This is a genomic window from Emcibacter sp., from assembly GCF_048269205.1.
GTDB lineage: Bacteria > Pseudomonadota > Alphaproteobacteria > Sphingomonadales > Emcibacteraceae > Emcibacter.
Genome location: NZ_JBLXJC010000003.1, coordinates 67,526 through 90,778, shown reverse-complemented (window position 1 = coordinate 90,778; position 23,253 = coordinate 67,526). Strand labels below are relative to the sequence as shown.

Sequence of the window (23,253 nt, the reverse complement as noted above, 5' to 3'; positions counted from 1 at the left end):
TTGTCTGTGAGTAGAAGCAAGCCGCGTGCCAGTTTTTATGTCTGAAGAATCAAGGGAATTGACAGTTCCGATCCGAAAACAGCCGGTCAGATTTTGCCGGACTCGAAAAATCTGCCTACCGAAAGGGTCGGATGTTTTTCTAATTTTCAGGTTTTCGCCGGATCGAAATTATTGGCGTTTCCGGCAAAAAATTTTTCAATGTGGCGAGTGTTTTTTGCAAATCGACTGAATCTTCACCTGATTCGGAGAGAATCAGTTGGGAGAGATTCAGGTTATGATTGTGCATTACATCACAGGCGGTGAGCGTGTGACTGAGACTGCCGAGGTAGGTTCCGGCCACAAGCCAGATGTCGCAGTCCATGGTCTTGATCCAGTCGAGGACCGTATGCTGTGCAGTCAGGGGGACCATCAGCCCGCCGACCCCTTCTATGAAATGATAGTCATAATCCCCCGAACAGGCGGATTTACAAAAATCGGTCAGCCCCTCAAAATCCAGTTCACGTTCTTCTTCGGCAGCGGCCTGGTCCGGGGACAGCGGTGCCCTGAACCGCCAGGGGGAAATTGCCTCGATATTCTCGTCAGTGCATTCACGCCCCAGGGCTTCAAGCAACAGTCCCGTATCACTGGACCCCGCCGTATCCGGATCGAAGCCGCTAATCACCGGCTTCAGGGCATTGACCTTGAAACCGGACTTTATTCTGTTGCGGATGGCTTCGCAGGTGACGTGGGTTTTGCCGATGCCGGTTCCCGTGCTTGTGACAAAAATGATGCGGCTCATTTATCGCTTCCTTTAATTCACACGCTTTAACTTACAGGGCGCCAATTGTTTTCAGGGCCGTTGCCAACGAGAGAACGTCCTCTTCCCTGTGGGCTGCACTGAAGGTAATGCGCAGCCGGGCGGACCCTTCCGCTACGGTGGGCGGGCGGATGCCGGTTACAAGAAAGCCGAGTTCCTCAAGTTGCGCGGCAAGCCGCATGGTTTTTCCGCTGTCCCCCGTGATCACGGGAATGATTGGGCTTTGCGGCTCGGCCAGTCCTGTCTCCCGGGCAAACAGGCGCGCATTATACATCGGTCGGTTGCAATAGTCGCGGTCATTTTCAATGATATCCAGGGCCCGGAGTGCGGCCGCAACGCTGGCTGGAGGAAGGGCGGTGGTATAGATCAGGCTGCGGGCCCGGGTCTTCATGAAATCGATCACCGGTTTGCTGGCGCACAGATATCCGCCAAAGCTGCCGATGGCCTTGGACAGGGTGCCCATCTGCAAAGGAATATCCGGTTTGGGGTCAAAACAGAAACTGCTGCCACGTCCTTCTTCACCGATTACACCAACACCATGGGCGTCATCGGACAGCAGCCAGCAATCATGCTGGCGGGCCAGATCGCCGAGTTCCGGCAGCGGGGCCAGATCGCCGTCCATGCTGAAGACCCCGTCGGTCAGAATCAGGGCATGTTCGTGCTCTGCCCGATGCTTTCGCAGCAATGCCGTAAGATGATCCAGGTCGTTATGTCTGAAATAGATCAGTTTCGCCCGGCTCAGCTGACTTCCGGCGACCAGACAGTTGTGAACGAGTTCGTCCGCAAAGATAATATCTTCCGGTCCGGCGAGGCCGGGAATGATGCCGATGTTGGCCATATAGCCGGAACTGAAAACGCAGGCGGCCTCGGTGCCCTTGAGACGGGCAAGCCGTCCCTCCAGTTCCTCCAGCAACGGGTGATTGCCGGTAATCAGTCGCGAGGCGCCCGCGCCGGCGCCGTAGGTGTCTATGGCCTCTTTTGCGGCCTTTTTAACATCCGGATGATGGCTCAGATTCAAATAGTCGTTGCAGCAGAAGGAAATCAGTTCCCGTTCATCCCGGATGGCATGGCCGTCATCCAGTCGCCTGGTTGGGACAAGCCTTCGACGCAGGCCGGCGTGTTCCAGCTTTTCAAGTTTGGAAGAAACGAATTTATCCAGCGACTTCATCTGGTTTTCCCTGCTACTGTGTTCCGGCGCATAATCAATCTGCCGGAGACTATAGTCAATGTTACTCGTGAGTAAAGTTATTGTCGTAATTTGCTTGACTTTTTCGGGCAGGACGGGGAATGTGCGGCCATAGTCATTATATATATCAAGTATATATGGCCGCGGGAATTAAATCAGCTTGAAAGCAGGTCGAAATGAGCGAAGCGCAAGAAATATCCTTTGAAAATGCCTATTCGGACGGGTTTCGTCACAACTGGACAAAGCGGGAAATTCTGGCTTATTTCAACATGCCCTTTATGGATTTGCTCTTCGAGGCGCAGACGGTGCACCGGAAACATTTTGATCCCAACCGGGTGCAGTTGAGCCAGCTGTGTTCGATCAAGACCGGCGGCTGTCCGGAGGACTGTAAATATTGTCCCCAGTCTGCTCGCTACCAGACCGAAGTCGACGCCAGTAAGCTGATGGCGGTGCAGACGGTGATCGAGCAGGCGAAGAAGGCAAAAGACGCCGGGGCCACCCGTTATTGCATGGGTGCCGCCTGGCGCAGCCCCAAGGGTCGCGACATGGATGCCGTGGTGGCCATGATTGAAGGGGTAAAGGATCTGGGCATGGAAACCTGTGTCACACTGGGTATGCTGGATGAAGACCAGGTCACCCGGCTGAAACAGGCCGGGCTGGATTATTATAACCATAATGTGGACAGCTCCCCGGAATATTATAAAGAGATCATTACCACTCGCACCTATGAGGACCGTCTGGAAACCTTGGAGCGGGTGCGCGGTGCAGGGATCAATGTCTGCAGCGGCGGTATTGTCGGTATGGGCGAAAGCCTCGAGGACCGGGCCGGCATGCTGCAGACCTTGGCCAACCTGCCGCAGCATCCGGGCAGTGTGCCGATCAATATGCTGGTCCAGGTCGAAGGCACGCCCCTGGCCGGGGAAGACAAGATGGACCCCTTTGATTTTATCCGCACTATCGCTGCGGCCCGCATCCTGATGCCGGCCTCCTACGTTCGGCTCAGCGCCGGGCGGGAGGAGATGAATGACGAGATGCAGGCGCTCTGCTTCATGGCCGGAGCCAATAGCATCTTCTACGGTGAGAAGCTGTTGACGACCCCCAATCCGATCCAGAACCGGGATATGGAACTGTTCGGTAGACTGGGTATCGAGCCAGAAGGCAAATAATGTCGCAAAATAAAGATCGCCGTCCCGACCTTCCCGACTGGTATCGGGAGGGATATGACAATATCTGGCTGCCCTATACCCAGATGCAGACGGCTGGCGATGCTCTGCCGGTCACGGGAACTGACGGTGTTTATCTCGAACTGGCGGACGGCCGGAAAATACTGGACGGAATTGCCAGCTGGTGGACTGCCTGCCACGGCTACAACCATCCGAAAATGAAAGACAAAATGAAGGCCCAGATTGACCGTATGTCCCATGTCATGCTGGGCGGTCTTGTGCATGAGGGAGCGCTTGACCTGGCCCGTCGGCTTTCAGGTCTTCTGCCCGGTGATCTCAATCATGTATTTTTTTCCGAATCCGGTTCTGTGTCAGTGGAAATCGCCCTCAAGATGGCGGTGCAGTTCTGGCTCAACCAGGGTGTAGAAGGACGAGCCCGATTTGTCGGTTTCAAGGCGGGCTATCACGGTGATACCTCTGCGGCCATGTCCGTGGGGGACAGCGACGACGGCATGCACAAGGCTTTCGGGGGCTACCTGCAACAACAATATATCCGTCCCCTGCCGGAAACGGCAGAGGATATGGAGAAACTGGAAAGGTTCCTGACCGAAAACCGGGACAGCATCGCCGGAGTGATCATGGAGCCACTGGTCCAGGGCGCGGGCGGCATGAAATTTCACGAAGCCGGCATACTGAAAGGGATCGCCGGGGCCTGCAAACAGGCGGACGTGCTTTTCATCCTGGACGAGATATTCACCGGTTTCGGCCGAACCGGCAGCATGTTTGCCTGCGAACAGGCAGACGTCGTGCCCGATATTATCTGTCTCGGCAAGGCGCTGACCGCCGGCACTGTGGCCATGGCGGCGACGGTGGCGACGGACCGGGTCTATAATGCTTTTCTGTCCGATGATCCGGACAAGGCTTTCATGCATGGTCCCACCTATATGGCCAATCCGCTGGCTTGCGCGGCGGCCAATGCCTCTCTGGACATATTCGATGAAGAGCCTGTGCTGGAGCGGGTAAAACAGATAGAGGGTCATCTGACACAGAGTTTTGCACAGTTCAGGGACCGGCCCGGCGTGGTTGATGTGCGGGTCAAGGGTGCCATTGCCGTAATACAGATGGAAAAGATTGATGACCCCGCAAACCTGCGTGAGGAGTTTGTCAAAGAAGGGGTCTGGATACGCCCCTTTGGCGATGTCATTTATGTCACACCTCCTTTCAACATTGAATCTCGCGAAATCTCGGCATTGACAGATGCCATCGACAATGTTCTTAATAGATACTCGCAAAAGTAAGTTTAACCACTGGACTTGAGACAGGGTATGACAAAAGGGCGTTTACTGGCTCTCAGGCAGCAGTTGCGCGATTTGGGACTTCAGGGGTTTGTTGTTCCTCATGCGGACGAGCATCAGAATGAATATACACCGGCCAATGCTGAGCGGCTTGCCTGGCTGACCGGCTTCACCGGTTCTGCCGGCGAGGCGGCCGTTACCCTTTCGGAGGGGGCTATCTTCGTAGATGGCCGTTATACCCTGCAGGTGCGCCAGCAGACCGACAAGCGTCAGTTTACGCCTCTTGACCTGTTTGAGGACAAGATGGAGGACTGGCTTGCCGAACGGGTGAAAAAGGGCGACCGGATTGGTTATGACCCCTGGCTGCACACCCGCGAATGGATTGCCAGGGTGTCTGCGAAGCTGTCCGAGAAAGGTGCCGGTTTTGAACCGGTGGAAACGAATCCCATAGATCAGGTATGGCAGGACCGTCCCGCAGATTCAGAGGCGCCGGCCGTTGTCCATCCCGTTGAATATTCAGGTGAGAAATCTGAGCACAAGCGCGAGAGAATCGCTGCGGAAGTCAAGAGCAGGGGCGCCGATGCGGTTGTTCTGACACTGCTGGATTCCATTGCCTGGCTGTTTAATATTCGCGGCCAGGATGTGGAGCATACGCCACTGGTTTCATGTTACGCAATTCTGCTGAAAAATGGTACTGCAAGCCTGTTCATTGATCCCGGGAAAGTGGATGCAGGCCTGAAGGAATATCTTGGGAAGGGCGTCAGGCTGGCGGCCAAGACCGACTTTGTTGCCGGTTTAAAAAAGCTCAAGAAGAAAAAGGTGCTTGTCGATCCCAAGCGTACTCACGCCGCCGTCTTTGAAATTCTGGAAACGGCAGGTGCGGAAACGATAACCGGCGATGATCCGTGCATTCTGCCAAAGGCGATGAAAAACGAGGTGGAGGTCAAGGGAGCACGCTCAGCCCACAACCGGGATGCAATTGCCGTCTGCAAGTTTCTGGCCTGGCTGGATCAGGTTGGCCCCAAGGGAGAAACCGACGAACTGACAGCGGCGGAAAAGCTTCTTTCACTGCGCAAGGAACAGGACCTGTTCAAGGATACCAGTTTTACCACCATTTCCGGAGCAGGGCCGAACGGGGCAATTGTCCATTATCGGGTGACGCCGGAGAGCAATTCCAGGCTGGAGCCAAACATGCTTTATCTGGTCGACAGTGGCGGTCAGTATCTGGACGGGACTACGGATATTACGCGGACGGTTTGTATCGGCACACCGACCGAAGAGCAGAAAGATCATTTTACACGGGTGCTCAAAGGGCATATCGCCCTGGCGCAGGCCAGGTTTCCCCATGGTCGGTCCGGTGCGCATCTGGACAGTCTTGCCCGCAAGCCACTTTGGGATGTGGGGCTCGATTATGATCACGGCACAGGACATGGTGTGGGCAGTTATCTAGGTGTCCATGAGGGGCCGCAGAGTATTTCGCGGCTTGGTTTTAATGTGCCGCTGGAACCAGGCATGATCCTGTCCAATGAGCCGGGTTATTACAGGGAAGGTGAATATGGTATCCGGATCGAGAACCTGGTTCTGGTCCGCGAACGCAAATTCGACGAGGAGGAGCGTTCCATGCTCAGCTTCGAGACCTTGACCCATGTGCCCATCGACCGGCGGCTGGTGAATGCCTACATGATGACCACGGCGGAAATCACCTGGTTTAACATCTATCATGCCCAGGTCAGGGAAATCGTCGGACCGCATCTTTCCGGCAAGGAAAAGGAGTGGTTGATGAAGGCGACCGAATCCCTGGTGGTTCTCTAGGCGTCACTGCCGAGCATCAGGGATTGTTTTGCCCGGAACAGGTCTGTGAGAAAACCGCAGACGGCGTCAACCCTTGTGACCTTGCGCAGGTCCTCGTGCACCATGAGCCAGTATTGGCGTTCGACAAAAATCTTTTTCGGCAGGATGGGCTGAAGTCCGGTATCCTGTCCCACCATGAAGCAATGAACCATGGCAAGGCCCACACCTTTAAGTGCAGCCCTGTATTGCGCCATCACATTGGTGCTGCGGAACACAATATGGGGGTTGCGGAACAGTTCCTCCATGAATCTGAGCTCCGGCATCTGAATCAGGTCGTCGATATAGCCGATGAAATCATGACCGGAGAGATCCTCCCCGGTCTTTATGGGAGGGTGGTTCGCCAGATAGGACGGAGCGCCATAGAGTCTTAACCGGTAATCGCTCACTTTCCAGGCCACAAGCCGGCCCGACGTTGGCCGGGCAAGGGTCATGGCGATATCCGCTTCCCGTTTGGACAGGCTGGTCTGCCGGGTTTCAGCCACAAGTTCAAGTTCAATGTCCGGATATTTCTGCCGGAAAGTATCCATGGCCGGGGCAATGACATTGATGCCCACGGCTTCCGGTACCGCCAGGCGGACCGTGCCGGAAAAGCTGGCATCCTTGCCCGATATGGACTGGTAGAGACTGGTGGACTGGGCTTCCATCTGTTCTGCCAGCGGCAGCAGCCTCAGTCCTGCGTCGGTCAGCTGATACCCCCGCGGCGATTTGTCGAATAGCCGGGCGTTGAGGGATTCTTCCAGCGCCGTGATCCGGCGACTGACCGTGGTATGGTCCACATGCAGTCTGCGGGCCGCTTCCACCAGTTTGCCGCGCCGTGACAGCTCCAGAAAATATTTCAGGTCGTTCCAGTTATACATGCTCTTTCCATTGTGCATTAATGCAGAACAAGTGTGAAAAATATACTCTGGTTTTGCAAAATTGTCTTTATTAAACTGACCGCAATCAAAAATGACACCGGACCCCATCTTTCGGCGGTACCGGTCTGGCTTTCAATCTGGAGATACGGAATGGTCAAGGAATATACACATTACATTAATGGTGAGCATGTGGCCGGTCGCAGCGGACGGTTCCAGGATGTTTTCAACCCCAGTACGGGCGAGGTTTCCGCTAAAACCCCGCTGGCGAGTACTGCCGAAGTTGAGGACGCCATTGCGGCCGCCCAGGCGGCTTTTCCGGAATGGTCCGGCACCTCGATCGTGCAGCGTTCACGGATCATGACCCGTTTTACCCAGTTGCTTTATGAAAAGCAGCCGGAACTGGCCGAGCTGGTTGCTCGCGAACATGGCAAGGTGATCGAGGATGCCATGGGGTCCGTTCTGCGTGGCATTGAAGTTGCCGAATTTGCCTGCGGTATTCCCCACCTGCAGAAGGGTGAGTTTTCCGACAACGCCTCCCGCGATATTGACATTTACAGCATGCGCAAGCCGCTCGGTGTTGTGGCCGGTATTACACCCTTCAACTTCCCGGCTATGATTCCGCTATGGATGGCCTGCATGGCCATGGTCACCGGCAATACCGTTGTTTTGAAACCTTCCGAAAAAGACCCGGGCTGCCCCATGCGCCTGGCTGAACTCTGGGTGGAAGCCGGCGGCCCCAAAGGGGTGCTGAATGTTGTGAACGGTGACAAGGAAGCCGTGGACTGCCTGCTGACCGACGAGCGCATCAAGGCGGTAAGCTTTGTGGGTTCAACAGCTATTGCCAAATATGTTTATTCAACCGCGACGGCTCACGGCAAACGCTGTCAGGCCATGGGCGGTGCCAAAAATCATATGCTGATCATGCCGGACGCGGATCTGGAAGGTGTTGCCAATGCCCTGATGGGCGCAGCCTATGGTTCAGCCGGTGAACGCTGCATGGCCATTTCTGTTGGTGTCTGTGTGGGTGACGAGGTGGCCGACCGTCTGGTGGAAATGCTGAAACCCCGGGTGGAAGCCCTGAAAATCGGCCAGAGTCTCGACAAGGGCCTTGAAATGGGGCCGCTTGTAACCGCCGAGCATCGCCAGAAAGTCATGAACTATATCCAGATGGGTGTGGATGAAGGCGCCGACCTGGTGGTTGACGGCCGCGATTTTACCCTGCCTGGTTATGAGAACGGATTTTTCCTGGGCGGCAGCCTGTTCGACAGGGTCAAACCGGACATGAAATCCTATCAGGATGAGATCTTTGGTCCGGTATTGCAGCTTTTGCGGGTGCAGTCTTTTGAAGAAGGTATGGCGCTGGCCTCTGATCACGAATATGGCAACGGAACCTCTATCTTTACCAACAACGGTCCGGCTGCCCGGGCCTATGCGGACAAGGTGGAAGTCGGCATGGTTGGCATCAATGTGCCAATTCCCGTGCCGCTGGCCTTCCATAGTTTTGGGGGCTGGAAACAGTCTGCATTCGGTGATCACAACCAGTTTGGCATGGAAGCGGTGCGCTTCTATACAAAGGTGAAAACCATCACCTCCCGCTGGCCTGAAAGTGCCATCGCCGCAGACTTTTCTATTCCAACCCTGAAATAATCGTCTAGACTCCGGTTAACAAGAGGGAACAGACATGGACTTCAATTTTAATGAGGAACAGCGGGCCATTCAGGATATGGCCCGTGACTTTGCGGAAAAGGAACTTGCACCGCACGCTGCAGACTGGGATCGGGAAAGCCATTTTCCGGTGGACAAGCTGCGTATGGCGGCGGAACTTGGTCTGGCAGGCATCTATACCCGTGAAGATGTGGGCGGTTCGGAGCTGACCCGGCTTGATGCCGCCATTGTTTTCGAGGAACTTTCCAAGGGATGCACCTCAACCGCGGCCTATCTTACCATCCATAATATGGTCACCTGGATGATCGATTCATTCGGGGCCGAGGAAACCCGCCAGAAATATTGTCCGAAGCTGACGACTATGGAGCTTGTTGGAAGCTATTGCCTGACCGAGCCCGGGGCCGGGTCCGATGCCGCGTCATTGAAGACAAAAGCGGTTCGCGATGGGGATCATTATGTGCTGAACGGTACCAAGGCCTTCATTTCCGGCGGCGGCTTTTCCGACGTTTATGTGGTTATGGTCCGGACCGGGGAGGAAGGTCCCAAGGGCATCAGCGCCATCGTGGTGGAAAAAGACACACCGGGCCTCAGTTTTGGTGCCCAGGAAAGGAAAATGGGCTGGAAAAGCCAGCCCACCAGCATGGTGATTTTCGAAGATTGCCGGGTGCCGGCGGAAAATCTCCTTGGTGAAGAAGGACAGGGCTTTACCTTCGCCATGAAGGGGCTTGACGGCGGTCGCCTGAATATCGGCGCCTGTTCCCTGGGCGCGGCCCAGGCCTGTTTCGATCTGACCCTTACCTATATGGGGGATCGCAAGCAGTTCGGTCGCAGCCTTGATACCTTCCAGGCCCTGCAGTTCAGGGTGGCCGACATGGCAACGGAACTGGAAGCGGCCCGCCTGCTGCTGCACAAGGCGGCCCAGAAGGTCACCGCCGGGGCGCCGGATGCGACAAAATTTGCCGCCATGGCAAAACGACTGGCAACGGACACCGGCTTCAAGGTGGTCAATGAGGCGCTGCAGCTGCATGGCGGGTATGGCTATCTGAATGACTATCCGCTGGAGCGTTTCCTGCGCGATGTGCGGGTACACCAGATTCTGGAAGGCACCAATGAAGTCATGCGCCTGATCATTTCACGCCAGTTGATGGCCGAAAGATAGGAGACCTGTATGACGGCGGAACCGGAAATTCTGTTTGAGGTCAAGGGCAGGGTAGGATGTGTTCTGCTTAACCGGCCAAAGGCGCTGAATGCGCTCAGCACCGACATGTGCGCCCGGATGGACGCTCAGCTGGTGAAATGGGCAGAAGATGATGCCATTGCCGCTGTCCTGGTGGAAGGGAACGGAGAAAAGGCCTTTTGTGCCGGCGGTGATGTGCGCACCCTGGCGGAAAACGGTCCGGACAACAGCGGGCCGGCCGAGGCGTTTTTTGCCACCGAGTACCGGATGAATGCCCGCATTTTTCATTTCCCCAAACCCTATATTTCCTTCATGGACGGGATCACCATGGGCGGTGGTGTGGGTATTTCGGTGCATGGATCTCATCGCATTGTCGGTGACAAGACCCTGTTCGCCATGCCCGAGACCGGGATCGGACTGATTCCCGATGTAGGCGGCAGCTATTTTCTGCCGCGTCTCCCGGGGAAACTCGGCTATTATCTCGGTTTGACCGGGGCGCGTCTCAAGGCCGCTGACTGTCTCTATACCGGCATTGGCACGGCCTACGTGCCTTCGGACCGGCTTGAGGAGTTGAAGGGCGCGCTGGTTGAGGCGGAACTCGGTTCACCTGGGGACGTTGATCAGATTATCGGCCGCTTTGCCGAGGAGGCTGGTGATGCGCCGCTGGATGAGTTCAGGGACCTGATTGATGCGGCTTTTGGGGAACGCGCCGTCGAGGAAATCTGTGACCATCTTGAGGCCATAGATCATCCCTGGGCCGGAAAAACACGTGATACGCTTGCACAGATGTCGCCGACCAGCCTCAAGGTAACGCTGGAGCAGCTTCTTCAGGGAGCGGACCTGGAATTTGATGATTGCATGCGTATGGAATTCCGTCTGGTCAACCATCTGGTGACCTATCGGAGTGATTTCTTTGAAGGGATTCGCGCGGTTTTGATCGACCGGGACAACAGTCCGAAATGGTCTCCGGCTTCCCTGGAGGAAGTTGGCAGAGGAGAAGTGGAGAAACATTTTGAACCTCTGGGGGACAGGGAACTCAAACTTTAATTTCCGGGAGATTAATAATGGCTAGGGTGGCTTTCATAGGACTGGGTAACATGGGCAGCGGTATGGCTGCCAATCTGATTAAAGCAGGGCATGAGTTGAAGGTTTTTGATCTGAATGAAGAGGCCATGGCGGGTCTCAAAGAGCAGGGGGGAATGCCCTCGGATTCAGTGACAGAGGCGGTGACGGATGTTGATGCCGTCGTCACCATGCTGCCGGCGGGCCAGCATGTGAAATCGGTCTATCTGGGCGACAAGGGAATCCTGGAGACAGTTTCTTCGGGAACTGTCCTGATGGACTGTTCGACCATTGATGTGGCCAGCGCCCGGGAAGTGATCGGCGCCGCGACCGAAGCCGGACTGGATATGGTGGATGCACCTGTCTCCGGCGGGGTTGCCGCTGCGGCCGGCGGGACGCTCACCTTTATGGTGGGCGGTACGGAAAAGGCCTTCGAAGCCGCGAAAGTGTATCTTGAAGCCATGGGCGCCAACATCATCCATGCCGGGGATGCAGGTGCAGGACAGGCTGCCAAGATCTGCAACAACATGATGCTGGCGATTCAGATGATTTCCGTATCGGAAGCCTTTGTGCTGGCGGAAAAACTGGGTCTCGATGCCCGAAAGCTGTTTGAGATTTCTTCAAAAGCGTCCGGCCAGTGCTGGTCGCTGACTTCCTATTGTCCGGTGCCGGGGCCGGTGCCCACATCGCCCGCCAACAATGATTACAAGGCTGGTTTTGCTGCAGCCATGATGCTCAAGGATCTTAGGCTGGCCAAAGACGCTGCCGAAAGCTGCAACGCCGCGACGCCGCTGGGGCATTTGTCCGAAGCGCTTTATACGACATTCGCAGATGCAGGAAATGCCGGAAAGGATTTCTCCGGCATTATCAACATGCTTCGTGAAGGAAAGTTCTGAAGAAAGAAGCCTCAGGCTTCCTCGGGAACCACAACTTCCATGCCCTCCAGGGCAGAGGATACTTCAATCTGACAGCTGAGGCGGCTGTTGTCCTGCCGGTTATCCAGAAAATCCAGTAGTGATTCCTCGTCTTCCGATGGTGTGCCGGTGGCGCTCTTGAAGCTGTCCGGTACAATTACATGGCAGGTGGCGCAGGCGCAGGCGCCGCCGCAGTCGGCATCAATGCCGGGAACGCTGTTGTTGACAGCAGCTTCCATGAGGGAGACGCCGTCTTCGGCTTCCACTTCGATACGCTCTTCATCGGGAGTGATGAAAGTTACTTTTGTCATTAACCCAAACTCCAATCCGTGTGGCTCTATGGTGACTGATATAGGGAATTTCCCGGCCGGGATCAAGCTTTTGGAACGGTGATGGCGCTGGTGGCCTTGACTTCTTCCATGGCCACATAGGTGTGGGTTGTGCTGACATCCTTGATGGCAGAGAGTTTTTCACCCAGGAAGCGGCGATAATGTTCCATGTCCCGTGTACGAACCTTGATCAGGTAATCGAAGCCCCCGGCCACCATGTGACATTCCTGGACCTCCTCCATGCGCATCACTTCTTCACGGAAATTATCCAGCGCCCGGGTGGTTGTGCGGTCAAGGGAAACCTCGATAAAGGAGACCAGGGCGGCATCCAGAAGCCGCGGATCGAGCAGCGCGACATAGCCTCTGATATATCCTTCGCGCTCCAGCCTTTTTACCCGTTCCAGGCAGGGGGTGGCGCTGAGATTGACTTTATGGGCCAGCTTGACATTGGAGATGCGTCCTTCTTCCTGAAGAACTGCAAGAATTTTCCGGTCGATACGGTCCAGCCGCTTTGAATGATCTGTTGTCATAGTTCTTTATTCTGATTTGTAAGTGGGTATATAGATATTATCCTGATTTTTTTTGCATTATAGCAACATATCCTGTCGGTTTAAAGATAATCTGTAGGCGAATCATAATTTTGTATACAATTTATGAATTATGGTTGAACGCTCTCCGTAAAAAGAGGGCGAGCATGGTGACAGAACGGAATATTTTCTGTTCACATGAGGAACCCTGCACGTTCGCGATTGGATATGGTGGATGGCTTTGCCGTCATATCTTTAAAAGGTTATGTGGAATGGACCCTCCCTCCGTTCCTTCAGGTGGCACTCAAAACCTTTGTTGTGGCTTGCGGACGTGCAGGTTCTACTCTTTCTCCTAAATACAGACTTAAGGCCTTTTCTTCGGAAAAGGCCTTTTTTTGTCAGGATTTTTTACAGCTGTAACCCTATGGTTGTAAAAGGGGATTCTGTATGGAGTCGGTGATTTACTGATTATTTGGCATTAATTAAGGGGGTATGTCGCGGTTTGTCAGGAAATTTTACACTTTTAACAAGAATATTCCTCATATACTGAATTCGAATCTTATATGATACTGATATAAATGGCCTTATCGGATTTGGGCACAACTATTGCATGTAAAACCTCTGGGGCTACAAATCTGAGAAGCAGATATCTGGAGGGCATCATCATGCAAAAAATGGATAGCATCTTTCTGACGGTCGTGACAGCGTTCCTGGCACTGGTCATGACACCCACTATGGCTTCGGCTACTGTCACTACAAGCGGTTGCGCGAACGCAACATCCTGTACTTTGCAGGAACTGGTTGACGGGGGCAGCATCTCTGTTGATGGCGTAACTTTCAATAACTGGTCCGAAGGCGTGAATTTCTTTTTCGAGGAAAACGATACTACCGATATTGAAGAAACCCTTAATCTTTCCGGCATCACAGTGGAAGGTTTTGGTTCTTTGCCGACTGGTACCCCGGGTGAATTTACCCTGGGGCTGGTTTATACAAGCAATACGGCCCTGGCCCTGCCAAAGCAGCTCAGCGACGCCAATGAAGCAGAACTAGAACTTGATATAGATTTTGACCTGACAACTGACCTGGTTACTGAAGTAACTGCAGCACAGCTAATTCTTGACGAATGGTCTTTGGGATCAACTGATGCATTTGTCGAGCTAAACCTGACGGATGGCGGCGATATCGACCTGCAAACTTACGCAAACACGGATCCGGAAGTGGTCTCCAGTGATGCCCACACTTTGGCGGCGGCTGTGAATGCGATTTCCCTGGAATCAAATATCCAGGCGGGTATGTTTGAGCCCGGAAACATCGCCCTTTTTGAATATGCCATGATATTCACAGTATTCGTAGATGATCCAATTGTGGTGTCTTCGCCGTCGATTCTGCTTTTGCTGGGGATGAACCTGATGATGCTGGGCCTCCGGCGTCGCCTGACTAAGTAAGAAGAATAAATGTATCTGCCGCGCTACCCCGGTCCGGGGTGGCGTGGGAGTTCCTGCCCGGGATAATAACCAAATATTCAATTATCGGCCCAATCCGGTGGCCCGGTCCGTCCTGAAAGTGAGTATGAACCGGTGTATTTCAGATAACACTTAAAGGAGGACAAAATGTCAAAAGTGAAAAGTACTACAGCGGTCATGATGGCTGCTGGAATTTTTGCAGTTATGGGGGCGGGGCCGGTATCTGCAGGAGTAGACCCTTTTCTGGGTGACATACAGATGACAGCGGCCAACTTCTGTCCGCGCGGCTGGGTAGAAACTCAGGGGCAGCTATTGCCCATTTCCAGCAATTCAGCACTCTTCTCTCTGCTGGGCACCACTTTCGGCGGGGACGGGCGCGTGACCTTTGCCCTGCCTGACCTCAGGGGGCGGGTTGCCGTGGGCTGGGGGCATGGGCCGGGACTCGTGGCCGTCCCCATGGGACAAAAGGCGGGAAGCAACAGCAGTACACTCACCGCTCAGAACATGCCGTCCCATAACCATACGGCAAACACGACGACAACCATTCATGCCTCCAGCGCCGACGGAGATTCTCCCGAACCATCAAGCCGCATACTGGCAAATGATGGCAATGATGATATTTACAATAGCGAAACGCCGGATGTGACACTGAACTCGTCTGCCGCTACGTCTGTGACGCAGATAGGGAATGCCGGTGCCGGGCAGTCCTTTAGTCTCATGCAGCCCTTTCTCGGCGTGAGGTTCTGCATCGCTCTCCAGGGGGTGTTTCCGTCCCGAAATTGATACGTCAGTATACCCGGATTCAAAACACCACCGGTCCGGTTTCGCCGGGCCGGTTTGTCCTCTGTTGCGGAATAATTTGCCGTTTTTGGGTCGTTAAACAGTATTTTGCGCCGCTAATAATCAAGTAACTGTGACAAAACGTTTTATTCGTTGGTTTCTGCACTATTTTATTGAAAAAGATCCCCAGAATAGTAGTCTTGAAGAGTTATATGTCGCAGTGCAGCAAAATCATGAGAGTATAAAACATGGGTGAGGAAACTATTGAAGCCCTGGCAAGACAACTGGTTCGTCGGATGGGACGATCCCAGGCAATCAGCATCTGTCAGGCGAACAAATGGTTTCGGGTTCTGGATTATATCCGGGCCATTGATAAAGGGCTCGTTGCCAAATAAGTAAAAGAATGCTCGGGCATGTGTAGGCCGGCCGGTATTTGGCGCGTCTGAATATATAGGGTGGTAAATGTTCCTGAGTGTTTTTGATCTGTTCAAGGTCGGTATCGGTCCGTCCAGTTCCCACACCGTGGGACCAATGATTGCGGCCGGAAATTTTCTTGAAAATCTGGATAAGGCCGGCAAGTTGCCGGATGTCTCTTCGCTTCAAGTAAGCCTCTTTGGTTCCCTGGCCCTGACAGGGAAGGGGCATGCCACGGATCGCGCGCTCTTGCTCGGTCTGTCTGGGTATGAGCCCGCGACCATTGATCCTGAAATCATCGACGACTGTATCGATGCCATTCGCCGCAAAAGGGAACTTGTCCTCCTTGGCCGAAAGGCCATTGCCTTTGATGAAAGCCGGGATGTCCTGTTCGAGATGGGCAAATTGTTGCCTCATCACAGCAACGGCATGGAGTTCACGGCCAGCAATGCGGCAGGGGAACTGATCTCCCGGCAGATTTTCTATTCCGTAGGTGGTGGGTTTGTGGTGTCCGAACAGGAACTGGGCAGCAATTATCCAGCGGCGGAACAGTTGCCTGTCCCTTATCCTTTCGATAATGCCGAAGAGCTTCTGGCAATCTGTAAAGCCCATAAGCTTCGCATTGCCGACCTGATGCTGGCCAATGAGGCTGCCCTGCAGCCCAAGAAGAATATTTTTGCCGGGCTCGATCATATTCACAAGGTGATGGAGGCCTGCATAGACCGGGGATGTGTGCAGACGGGAATTCTCCCTGGTGGGCTGAAGGTGGAGCGCCGGGCGCGAAAACTTCATGAAGACCTGCAGAAGGGCATGGAAAAACAATTGCGCGATCCGGCCATCATTATGGACTGGATCAATCTCTGGGCCCTGGCAGTGAATGAAGAAAATGCTGCAGGCGGCCGGGTGGTGACGGCGCCGACCAACGGGGCGGCGGGCATCCTGCCTTCGGTATTGCGCTATTTCGATCGTTTTTATAACCAGAAAGGAAAGGAAGGAATCCGCACCTTCCTGCTGACAGCGGCGGCCATCGGGTCTCTCTACAAGAAAAATGCTTCCATTTCCGGCGCCGAAGTGGGCTGCCAGGGCGAAGTTGGTGTCGCCTGTTCCATGGCGGCTGGCGGCCTGGCGGCGGCGCTGGGCGGGACCAATGAGCAGGTCGAGAATGCTGCCGAAATTGGCATGGAACATAATCTGGGCCTGACCTGCGATCCGGTGGGTGGTCTTGTCCAGGTACCTTGCATTGAACGCAATGCCATGGGCGCAATCAAGGCCGTTGATGCAGCGCGCCTGGCGCTTCGGGGGGATGGACGTCATATGGTTTCGCTTGACAAAGTCATTGAAACCATGCGTCAGACCGGCAGGGACATGCAGGAAAAATACAAGGAAACCTCCAAGGGCGGCCTGGCGGTCAATATGGTGGAGTGTTGAAGTGATAAATTCTGCTATTCATTGTTTTTAGTAGATAAATATCCGCCAAATAGCGAAAAATAGCGACATATATCGCTACTTAAATAGTAAAATGCACGACTATTAGGCTTTATGTGTAAAAGGAATGGACTATGTATGACCTGACCCTGTCAGAAGAATTTCCGTTGCCGCCGCTGGGGGATATCAGGTTGGCCCTGCGCCAGGCCCAGCATATGGATGAGGAAAAGGCGATCGCCAACTTGTTCCGGGCGTCCGGCCTGACCAATGCGGGACGGGAGCGCATTGTTGAGACAGCCCGTGCGCTGGTAACGGATTCCCGCCGGAAGAGCGACGACCAGGGCACCATGGATTATTTCCTGCAGGAGTTCGGTCTGTCCAACCGGGAAGGTGTTGCGCTCATGTGTCTTGCCGAGGCGCTGCTCAGGGTGCCGGACGGTGATACTGCGGACAGGCTGATTTCTGAGAAACTCCGTTCCGGGGAATGGTCGAGCCATCTCGGGCATTCGGATTCCCTGCTGGTCAATGCCTCTACCTGGGGCCTGATGCTGACCGGCCGGGTCGTGGAACTGGGTGAGGATGCCCACAATAATCCGTCCAAATGGCTTGGCAAAATCGTTTCCCGCAGTGGCGAACCGGTAATCCGTTCCGCCGTGACCCAGGCCATGAAAATCATGGGTAACCAGTATGTGCTGGGTCGTTCAATCAAGGAAGCCACAAGCCGGGGTCAGAAGCTGAATCAGCCGGGCACGCGATTTTCCTTTGATATGCTGGGCGAGGGTGCCCGGACCATGGCCGATGCGGACCGGTATTTCCGGGCCTATATGGAAGCCATCGAGAAAATCAGCGCCGCCAACGACAAGGACAGTGTGATTGCGGCTGACGGAATTTCCGTAAAATTTTCCGCCCTGCATCCCCGTTATGAATATGCCTGTCACGAGACGGTGATGACTGAAATGTTGCCGCGCATTGTGGCACTGGCCGCTGCTGCCAGGGCGGGTGGCATTGGCTTTACCATTGATGCGGAAGAAGCGGAGCGGCTGGATATTTCACTGGATATTTTCGAGCATCTTGCCCGCCATGAGGACTTGCAGGGCTGGGAGGGGCTCGGGCTGGTGGTCCAGGCCTACCAGAAGCGTGCCCCCTACGTCCTTGACTGGCTTGTGGCCCTGGCCCGGGAGGCGGGACGCCGGTTCATGGTGCGGCTGGTCAAGGGCGCCTATTGGGACAGCGAAATCAAACATGCCCAGGAGCTGGGTCTTGAGGATTACCCGGTCTATACCCGTAAGCAGACCACTGACCTTAGCTACCAGATTTGCGCCGAACGGCTGATGGCGGCGCGGGACGTGATTTTCCCCCAGTTTGCCACCCATAACGCCTATACGGTAGCTATGGTGTTGGAGCTTGCAAAAAAAGACCGGAATTTTGAATTCCAGCGCCTGCACGGCATGGGCCATCTGATGTATGACCAGTTGCGCCATATGCTTGAGGTGCCGGTATCGCTCAGGGTTTATGCTCCCGTGGGGGCTCACAAGGACCTGCTGCCCTATCTTGTACGCCGGCTTCTTGAAAACGGCGCCAACAGTTCCTTTGTCAATCGCTTCATGAACGAGACCGTACCGGTCGAGGAATTGATGCAGGACGTGCTGACACTGGTGGAGAAGGCGTCGCCCCGGCGCCATCCCAATATTCCCCTGCCGTCCGATATTCTTTCCGCCTCCGGCCATGAGGCAGGCGCGCGACGTAACAGTGCCGGCCTTGATCTTGCCGATCCGTTGGCAACCGAAAAGCTGCTTGCTGAAATGGCTTCGGGCAAGAGTGCCAAATGGGTTTCCGGCCCGATCGTCGGCGGAAAGCTGTTGAAACGGGAAAATGAGGCGGTGACCAGTCCGACCAATAGAAAAGAAGTCGTTGGCCATGTGGGTATGCCGCTTGAGGAAGATATGGACAAGGCCTATGGCCTGGCCGTTTCTGCCCAGAAAGGCTGGGATGCTCTGGGCGGGAATGCGCGCGCGGAAATTCTGGAGAAAGCCGCAGACTTGCTTGAAGAAAACACGGCCCGGCTTATGGGCCTGATTGCCCTTGAGGCGGGCCGGACAGTGGCAGATGGGCTGTCGGAGGTGCGCGAGGCGGTGGATTTCTGTCGCTATTATGCCCTTCAGGCGAGAGAGAATTTTGCCGAACCGAAAATCTTGCCAGGGCCGACCGGGGAGCTCAACCAGTTGAGCCTGCATGGCCGGGGTGTTTTTGTCTGTATCAGCCCGTGGAACTTCCCGCTGGCCATTTTCACCGGCCAGGTGGCAGCCGCGCTTGCCGCTGGGAATGCGGTTATTGCCAAGCCGGCGGAACAGACACCTCTTATTGCAGCCGAGGCGGTGAAGCTGCTGCATGAAGCCGGGGTGCCCGGTGACGTGTTGCATCTGATGCCCGGTGACGGCGCAACGGTGGGTGCGAAGCTGGTGCAGGACGAGAGGCTTGCCGGGATCGCCTTCACCGGCTCGACGGAAACCGCCAAGGTGATCAATATGACCCTGGCCCGGCGGAAAGGCCCGATCGTGCCGCTGGTTGCGGAAACCGGTGGCCAGAATGTGATGATTGTGGACAGTACGGCCCTGCCGGAACAGGTGGTGGATGATGTGCTCAGTTCTGCTTTCCAGTCCGCCGGTCAGCGCTGTTCCGCGCTCAGGGTATTGTATCTGCAATCGGAAATTGCCGACCAGGTGATCGACATGCTGAAGGGGGCGGCAGCCTGCCTCAGGCTTGGCGATCCCCTGCTGCTTAGCACTGATGTGGGGCCGGTGATCGATGACGAGGCCAAAGCCGTGCTGGAACAGCATGTGGAGCGCATGGACAAGGAAGCCAAACCGGTTTGCGTTCTCCCGCTGCCGACCGATTGCCCGGACGGAAGTTTCTTTGCCCCGCGCATCTATGAGATAGAGAGCCTCGGCCAGCTGACCCGGGAGGTCTTTGGACCCGTTCTGCATGTGATCCGCTATAAGGCCGGAAATCTGGACAGGGTGTTAGAGGACATACGGGCTACCGGATATGGCCTTACCCTTGGTGTGCATAGCCGGATCGAGGGCCGGGCGCAGGAAATATTCGGGAAGCTGGATGTGGGTAATACCTATGTGAACCGTAATATTGTCGGTGCCGTGGTCGGTGTGCAACCCTTTGGCGGGCAGGGCCTGTCGGGAACCGGGCCCAAGGCTGGCGGACCCCATTATCTCTATCGTTTTGCCTCGGAAAAGACCCTGACCATCAATACGGTCGCCACCGGCGGCAACATGGAGCTGTTCAGCCTGAATGAGGACTAAACTCCGGACAGAAAAGCGGTGCCTCCCGAAGGAAAGAGGCACCGCGTAAGGTTTGCTGCTCTTCCGACTATCAGAAGTTGGCAGAGAAGCCGGCATAGAAGAACCGGCCTTTGTTATCATAGATGCCAGAATCGCCGCCTGTGCCGCTCAGAGGGAACGGCGGATTCTTGGCAAATATGTTATTTACCCCGGCATAGACCTCGTAATCGTCATCAATCTGATAACGGGCCTGAATGTCGTGATAACTTGCAGAACCGGTATAGAGCGGCGCCTGCAGTTCCGGGCTGGCCTCAAATTCATCCCAGTCGATGCGTAGTGTGTCGTCAATGAAACGCATGCGATAGTTGACGCTGAAGGGGCCGTTGTAATAAGTGGCATTCAGGGTGATCAGCCATTCCGGATCGCCGATTTCGCCATCTTCCCGGTCAGCATTGTCCGGTTCATCCTGGAACGGGAAGAACTGGTTCTTGATGAGATATGTTCCAAGCAATCGAACTGAAATGCTCTGGTCATCTCCCACGTCAAACCGGTAGATTGCGTCAAAGTCGATACCGGAAGCTTCGGAAGCGGAAATATTAAGAGCAACCTGCTCGATGTTGGTAATTTCTCCGCTGCCGTCACGGGTGATTTGCGGACAGTAGATATTGTCGATTGATTCCGCATCGACGCAACGGTCCAGTATATCCTGGGCCGTGACAACACCGATGAAATTCTCAATCCGCATGTCCCACCAGTCCACAGTCAGGGAGAAGCCTTCCAGGAAGCTGGGCGTAAAGACCGCACCCACTGTCCAGGTCTTGGCTTCCTCCTGCATAAGGTCAGGGTTGCCGCCGGAAAGGCCGGAAAGTGTGGCTTCATCATAGTTGGAATCAAAACCACCCGGCACACCGAGCGCGGCGCAGTTGGCGGCCCGGTTGGCTCGTACCGCACTATCCGCAATCAGATCAAGCTGGCTCTCCCTGCAGGGGTCATCCACACTGAAGAAATTCTGGTTCTGCGGGTCGAACAGTTCCCCGATATTGGGGGCACGAACGGCTTTGGCGTAAGTGACCCTGAACCGAATATCATCTATCGGGGCGTAGGTGCCGCCCACTTTCCAGGAGGTGCTGCTTCCTGTAGTGGAGTAATCCGCATAACGGATCGCTGCATCCAGAGACAACGACTTGGCGAATTCCATGTCTTTCAGAAGAGGTACAGTGACCTCGCCGAAGACTTCCTTCACGTTATAGGACCCGTCGGTGATCTGCAGGGCATTACCAAAGGTGAGCCCGGCCCGGTCCTCAAACGCGGGAACGGAACGACTGCTTTCTTCACGCCATTCCACACCGGCTGCCCAGCCGATCGGTCCTGCGCCAAGCGGGTCGATCGCTTCACCGGTAATATAGGCGCTGGCCACATGTTGCTCGATGGTGTCTTCGCGCAGGGAGTCATTATTGAACCAGTCAGCCGAGGCCTGGTTGACGGCGCCGTCCCCGAAAACACTGGTGGGGATACAGCCCTCCAGCAGCGGATTGTCACTGCCTTCCAGGGTGGAGCGGCAGACAATGGCCCCGGTACCCGGATCAACCACGGCATCAATGGCGGCATACCATCTGGAATTGATGCGGTTGTTCAGGGCGAGCAGATTCTGTTTCGAACGGCCATAGGTGTAGGATACCTCATAATTCATGCCGTTATCCAGTTCGCCTTCAAATCCGGTGACAAGGCGGATGGTGGTCCGTTCATTGTCTTCACCACGACGGCCGGCATCGACGTTGAAGCGATACATGCTGAAGGAATCGATGGTCAGGTCGTCCATGAGAGTAGCAAGCTGATCGGTGAGATAGGCATTGTCCCGCTCGATGACGATAGATCCCTGATCGAACGCCGGTTGACCCAGATAATAGGCCTGGGTTCGGACGAATTTACCTTCAAGGAAAAAGTCGGCAAAATCCGTAAGCTCATAGTTGATCTTGGCATTGACGGCCAGGCGTTTGAGTTCCGGCAGAAGGTCGGAGGTTTCCACAAGATCAAGGAAGTCACAGTCGGAACATTCACTGGATCCATGATATGTGCCGATATCCAATACCCGCAAAGTCCCGTCCGGGTCAAAAATATGACCAAAGGGCTCCCCGAAGCTGAAGGAAACACCTCCCTTGCTGATGAAGAAAAGACCTGCGTTCTCTACATAAATCTGATCGGGTATGCCGTCAGTTGCATCGTCGTTGTCCAGGTTATTGACAAGACGAACACGCTTGGCGCTAAAGTCCCTGTCGGTGGCCTTCATGCGGCTTTGTTTCGCATATTCCACGTTAATGACCGCATTGCCCCGGTCATTGGCGAAATTGCCGCCGGCCGTGACGCTGGTGTTATAGCTATAATGGTCCCCTTCGCCCACATGACCGTACTGGCCGCTAACCTTGACGCCCTCAAAGTCGTCACGCAGGATGAAGTTGACAACTCCGGTGACGGCGTCGGCGCCGTAAATAGCGGAAGCCCCGCCCGTGATGACCTCGACACTTTCAATCAGGTCAGAGGGGATGGTGTTGATGTCCACGCGGGTATCGCCCGCGCTGCTGCCCACATGGCGGCGGCCATCGATGAGAACCAGTGTTCTGACCGACCCCTGCCGGCGCAGGTCCAGATAGGATCCGCCGGACGTCCCGATAAAACGGGTTGAGTTGGCAGTGGTAAAGGTGGAGCCAAGTTGAGGCAGTTCCGTCAGGAAATCACCAAGGTTTGGATTGCCCGATGCGGCGATATCATCTGCACCGATGATGGTAACTGGTGTCGGGGTCTCAAGGGAAGACCGCCGGATACGGGAGCCTGTGACCACCACTTCTTCAAGGAATTCTTCATCTGTTCCTGCCTGGTCTTGCGCCACTGCCGTCAGGGGCAGTGATGCAGTTAGAGCTGACAAAACCAGTGTAGATACACTTATTTTAAGGTTATTATTGAATTTGGTTCTGAGATTATTGTTGAATCTGGATTGCATGATCCCTATTCCTCCGTAGTTGAAAGTTGAACTTGCGGGGAATAAAAATCTCTGTTGCCCA

Annotated in this window: 18 protein-coding genes; 12 read left to right on the top strand and 6 right to left on the bottom strand. The window is 54.9% G+C overall.

Going from position 1 to position 23,253, the window contains the following annotated elements; all coding sequences use genetic code 11:
- Positions 1-139 precede the first annotated feature (139 nt).
- Together bioD and bioF are read right to left on the bottom strand one after the other, a co-directional pair.
- Positions 140-778, bottom strand: coding sequence for a dethiobiotin synthase (bioD, locus tag ACN0YD_RS12735; RefSeq protein WP_417320359.1), 639 nt, complete (start codon positions 776-778; stop codon positions 140-142).
- Between the two features lie 31 nt (positions 779-809).
- Complete coding sequence (gene bioF, locus ACN0YD_RS12730) at positions 810-1,964, bottom strand: 8-amino-7-oxononanoate synthase (RefSeq protein ID WP_417320358.1); 1,155 nt, start codon at positions 1,962-1,964, stop codon at positions 810-812.
- A gap of 194 nt (positions 1,965-2,158) precedes the next feature.
- Between bioF and bioB the strand changes: the two genes are divergently transcribed.
- Genes bioB through ACN0YD_RS12715 form a run of 3 tightly spaced genes read left to right on the top strand, consistent with a single transcriptional unit; the run spans position 2,159 to position 6,252 of the window.
- Positions 2,159-3,148: a biotin synthase BioB gene (gene bioB / locus ACN0YD_RS12725; protein WP_417320356.1), complete on the top strand. Its 990-nt coding sequence runs from the start codon at positions 2,159-2,161 to the stop codon at positions 3,146-3,148.
- Positions 3,148-4,443: an adenosylmethionine--8-amino-7-oxononanoate transaminase gene (locus ACN0YD_RS12720; protein ID WP_417320354.1), complete on the top strand. Its 1,296-nt coding sequence runs from the start codon at positions 3,148-3,150 to the stop codon at positions 4,441-4,443. The genes bioB and ACN0YD_RS12720 overlap by 1 nt, the downstream gene beginning before the upstream one ends.
- A 27-nt stretch (positions 4,444-4,470) precedes the next feature.
- Positions 4,471-6,252, top strand: a complete 1,782-nt coding sequence (locus ACN0YD_RS12715; protein WP_417320352.1) for an aminopeptidase P family protein — start codon at positions 4,471-4,473, stop codon at positions 6,250-6,252.
- Here the strand turns inward: ACN0YD_RS12715 and ACN0YD_RS12710 are convergent.
- On the bottom strand, positions 6,249-7,148 hold the full coding sequence (locus tag ACN0YD_RS12710; RefSeq protein ID WP_417320350.1) for a LysR family transcriptional regulator: 900 nt from the start codon (positions 7,146-7,148) through the stop codon (positions 6,249-6,251). The two genes, ACN0YD_RS12715 and ACN0YD_RS12710, sit on opposite strands and share 4 nt — an antisense overlap.
- Before the next feature lie 150 nt (positions 7,149-7,298).
- Here ACN0YD_RS12710 and ACN0YD_RS12705 point away from each other — a divergent pair, with 150 nt between their 5' ends.
- From ACN0YD_RS12705 to mmsB, 4 genes are read left to right on the top strand one after another with little or no spacing between them, the layout of a single operon-like run.
- Positions 7,299-8,795: a CoA-acylating methylmalonate-semialdehyde dehydrogenase gene (locus ACN0YD_RS12705; RefSeq protein WP_417320349.1), complete on the top strand. Its 1,497-nt coding sequence runs from the start codon at positions 7,299-7,301 to the stop codon at positions 8,793-8,795.
- A 34-nt stretch (positions 8,796-8,829) separates the two neighbouring features.
- Positions 8,830-9,972, top strand: coding sequence for an isobutyryl-CoA dehydrogenase (locus ACN0YD_RS12700; RefSeq protein ID WP_417320347.1), 1,143 nt, complete (start codon positions 8,830-8,832; stop codon positions 9,970-9,972).
- Positions 9,973-9,981: 9 nt separating this feature from the next.
- The gene (locus tag ACN0YD_RS12695; RefSeq protein ID WP_417320345.1) at positions 9,982-11,037 is read left to right on the top strand and encodes an enoyl-CoA hydratase/isomerase family protein; all 1,056 of its coding nucleotides are present in this window, start codon (positions 9,982-9,984) and stop codon (positions 11,035-11,037) included.
- A 17-nt stretch (positions 11,038-11,054) separates the two neighbouring features.
- Positions 11,055-11,948, top strand: a complete 894-nt coding sequence (gene mmsB / locus ACN0YD_RS12690; RefSeq protein ID WP_417320343.1) for a 3-hydroxyisobutyrate dehydrogenase — start codon at positions 11,055-11,057, stop codon at positions 11,946-11,948.
- An 11-nt stretch (positions 11,949-11,959) separates the two neighbouring features.
- Here the strand turns inward: mmsB and ACN0YD_RS12685 are convergent, their stop codons facing one another.
- Both ACN0YD_RS12685 and ACN0YD_RS12680 read right to left on the bottom strand, forming a co-directional pair.
- Positions 11,960-12,277, bottom strand: a complete 318-nt coding sequence (locus ACN0YD_RS12685) for a 2Fe-2S iron-sulfur cluster-binding protein (RefSeq protein ID WP_417320341.1) — start codon at positions 12,275-12,277, stop codon at positions 11,960-11,962.
- Positions 12,278-12,339: 62 nt separating this feature from the next.
- A complete protein-coding gene (locus ACN0YD_RS12680) occupies positions 12,340-12,825 on the bottom strand; it encodes an Lrp/AsnC ligand binding domain-containing protein (protein ID WP_417320339.1) in 486 nt (161 codons plus the stop codon).
- Positions 12,826-13,487: 662 nt separating this feature from the next.
- On the opposite strand from ACN0YD_RS12680, the gene ACN0YD_RS12675 reads away from it, so the two are divergent.
- The 5 genes from ACN0YD_RS12675 (at position 13,488) to putA (ending at position 20,218) form a co-directional block, all read left to right on the top strand.
- Positions 13,488-14,267: a hypothetical protein gene (locus ACN0YD_RS12675; protein ID WP_417320337.1), complete on the top strand. Its 780-nt coding sequence runs from the start codon at positions 13,488-13,490 to the stop codon at positions 14,265-14,267.
- Positions 14,268-14,432: 165 nt separating this feature from the next.
- Positions 14,433-15,068 carry a phage tail protein gene (locus ACN0YD_RS12670; RefSeq protein ID WP_417320335.1) on the top strand — a complete coding sequence of 212 codons (636 nt, stop codon included), beginning with the start codon at positions 14,433-14,435 and terminating at the stop codon, positions 15,066-15,068.
- Between the two features lie 245 nt (positions 15,069-15,313).
- Positions 15,314-15,460 carry a hypothetical protein gene (locus ACN0YD_RS12665; RefSeq protein ID WP_417320333.1) on the top strand — a complete coding sequence of 49 codons (147 nt, stop codon included), beginning with the start codon at positions 15,314-15,316 and terminating at the stop codon, positions 15,458-15,460.
- Between the two features lie 67 nt (positions 15,461-15,527).
- Positions 15,528-16,907: an L-serine ammonia-lyase gene (locus tag ACN0YD_RS12660; protein ID WP_417320332.1), complete on the top strand. Its 1,380-nt coding sequence runs from the start codon at positions 15,528-15,530 to the stop codon at positions 16,905-16,907.
- 131 nt (positions 16,908-17,038) lie between these two features.
- On the top strand, positions 17,039-20,218 hold the full coding sequence (putA, locus tag ACN0YD_RS12655) for a bifunctional proline dehydrogenase/L-glutamate gamma-semialdehyde dehydrogenase PutA (RefSeq protein WP_417320330.1): 3,180 nt from the start codon (positions 17,039-17,041) through the stop codon (positions 20,216-20,218).
- A 70-nt stretch (positions 20,219-20,288) separates the two neighbouring features.
- Here the strand turns inward: putA and ACN0YD_RS12650 are convergent, their stop codons facing one another.
- Positions 20,289-23,192 carry a TonB-dependent receptor plug domain-containing protein gene (locus tag ACN0YD_RS12650; protein WP_417320328.1) on the bottom strand — a complete coding sequence of 968 codons (2,904 nt, stop codon included), beginning with the start codon at positions 23,190-23,192 and terminating at the stop codon, positions 20,289-20,291.
- Positions 23,193-23,253 lie beyond the last annotated feature (61 nt).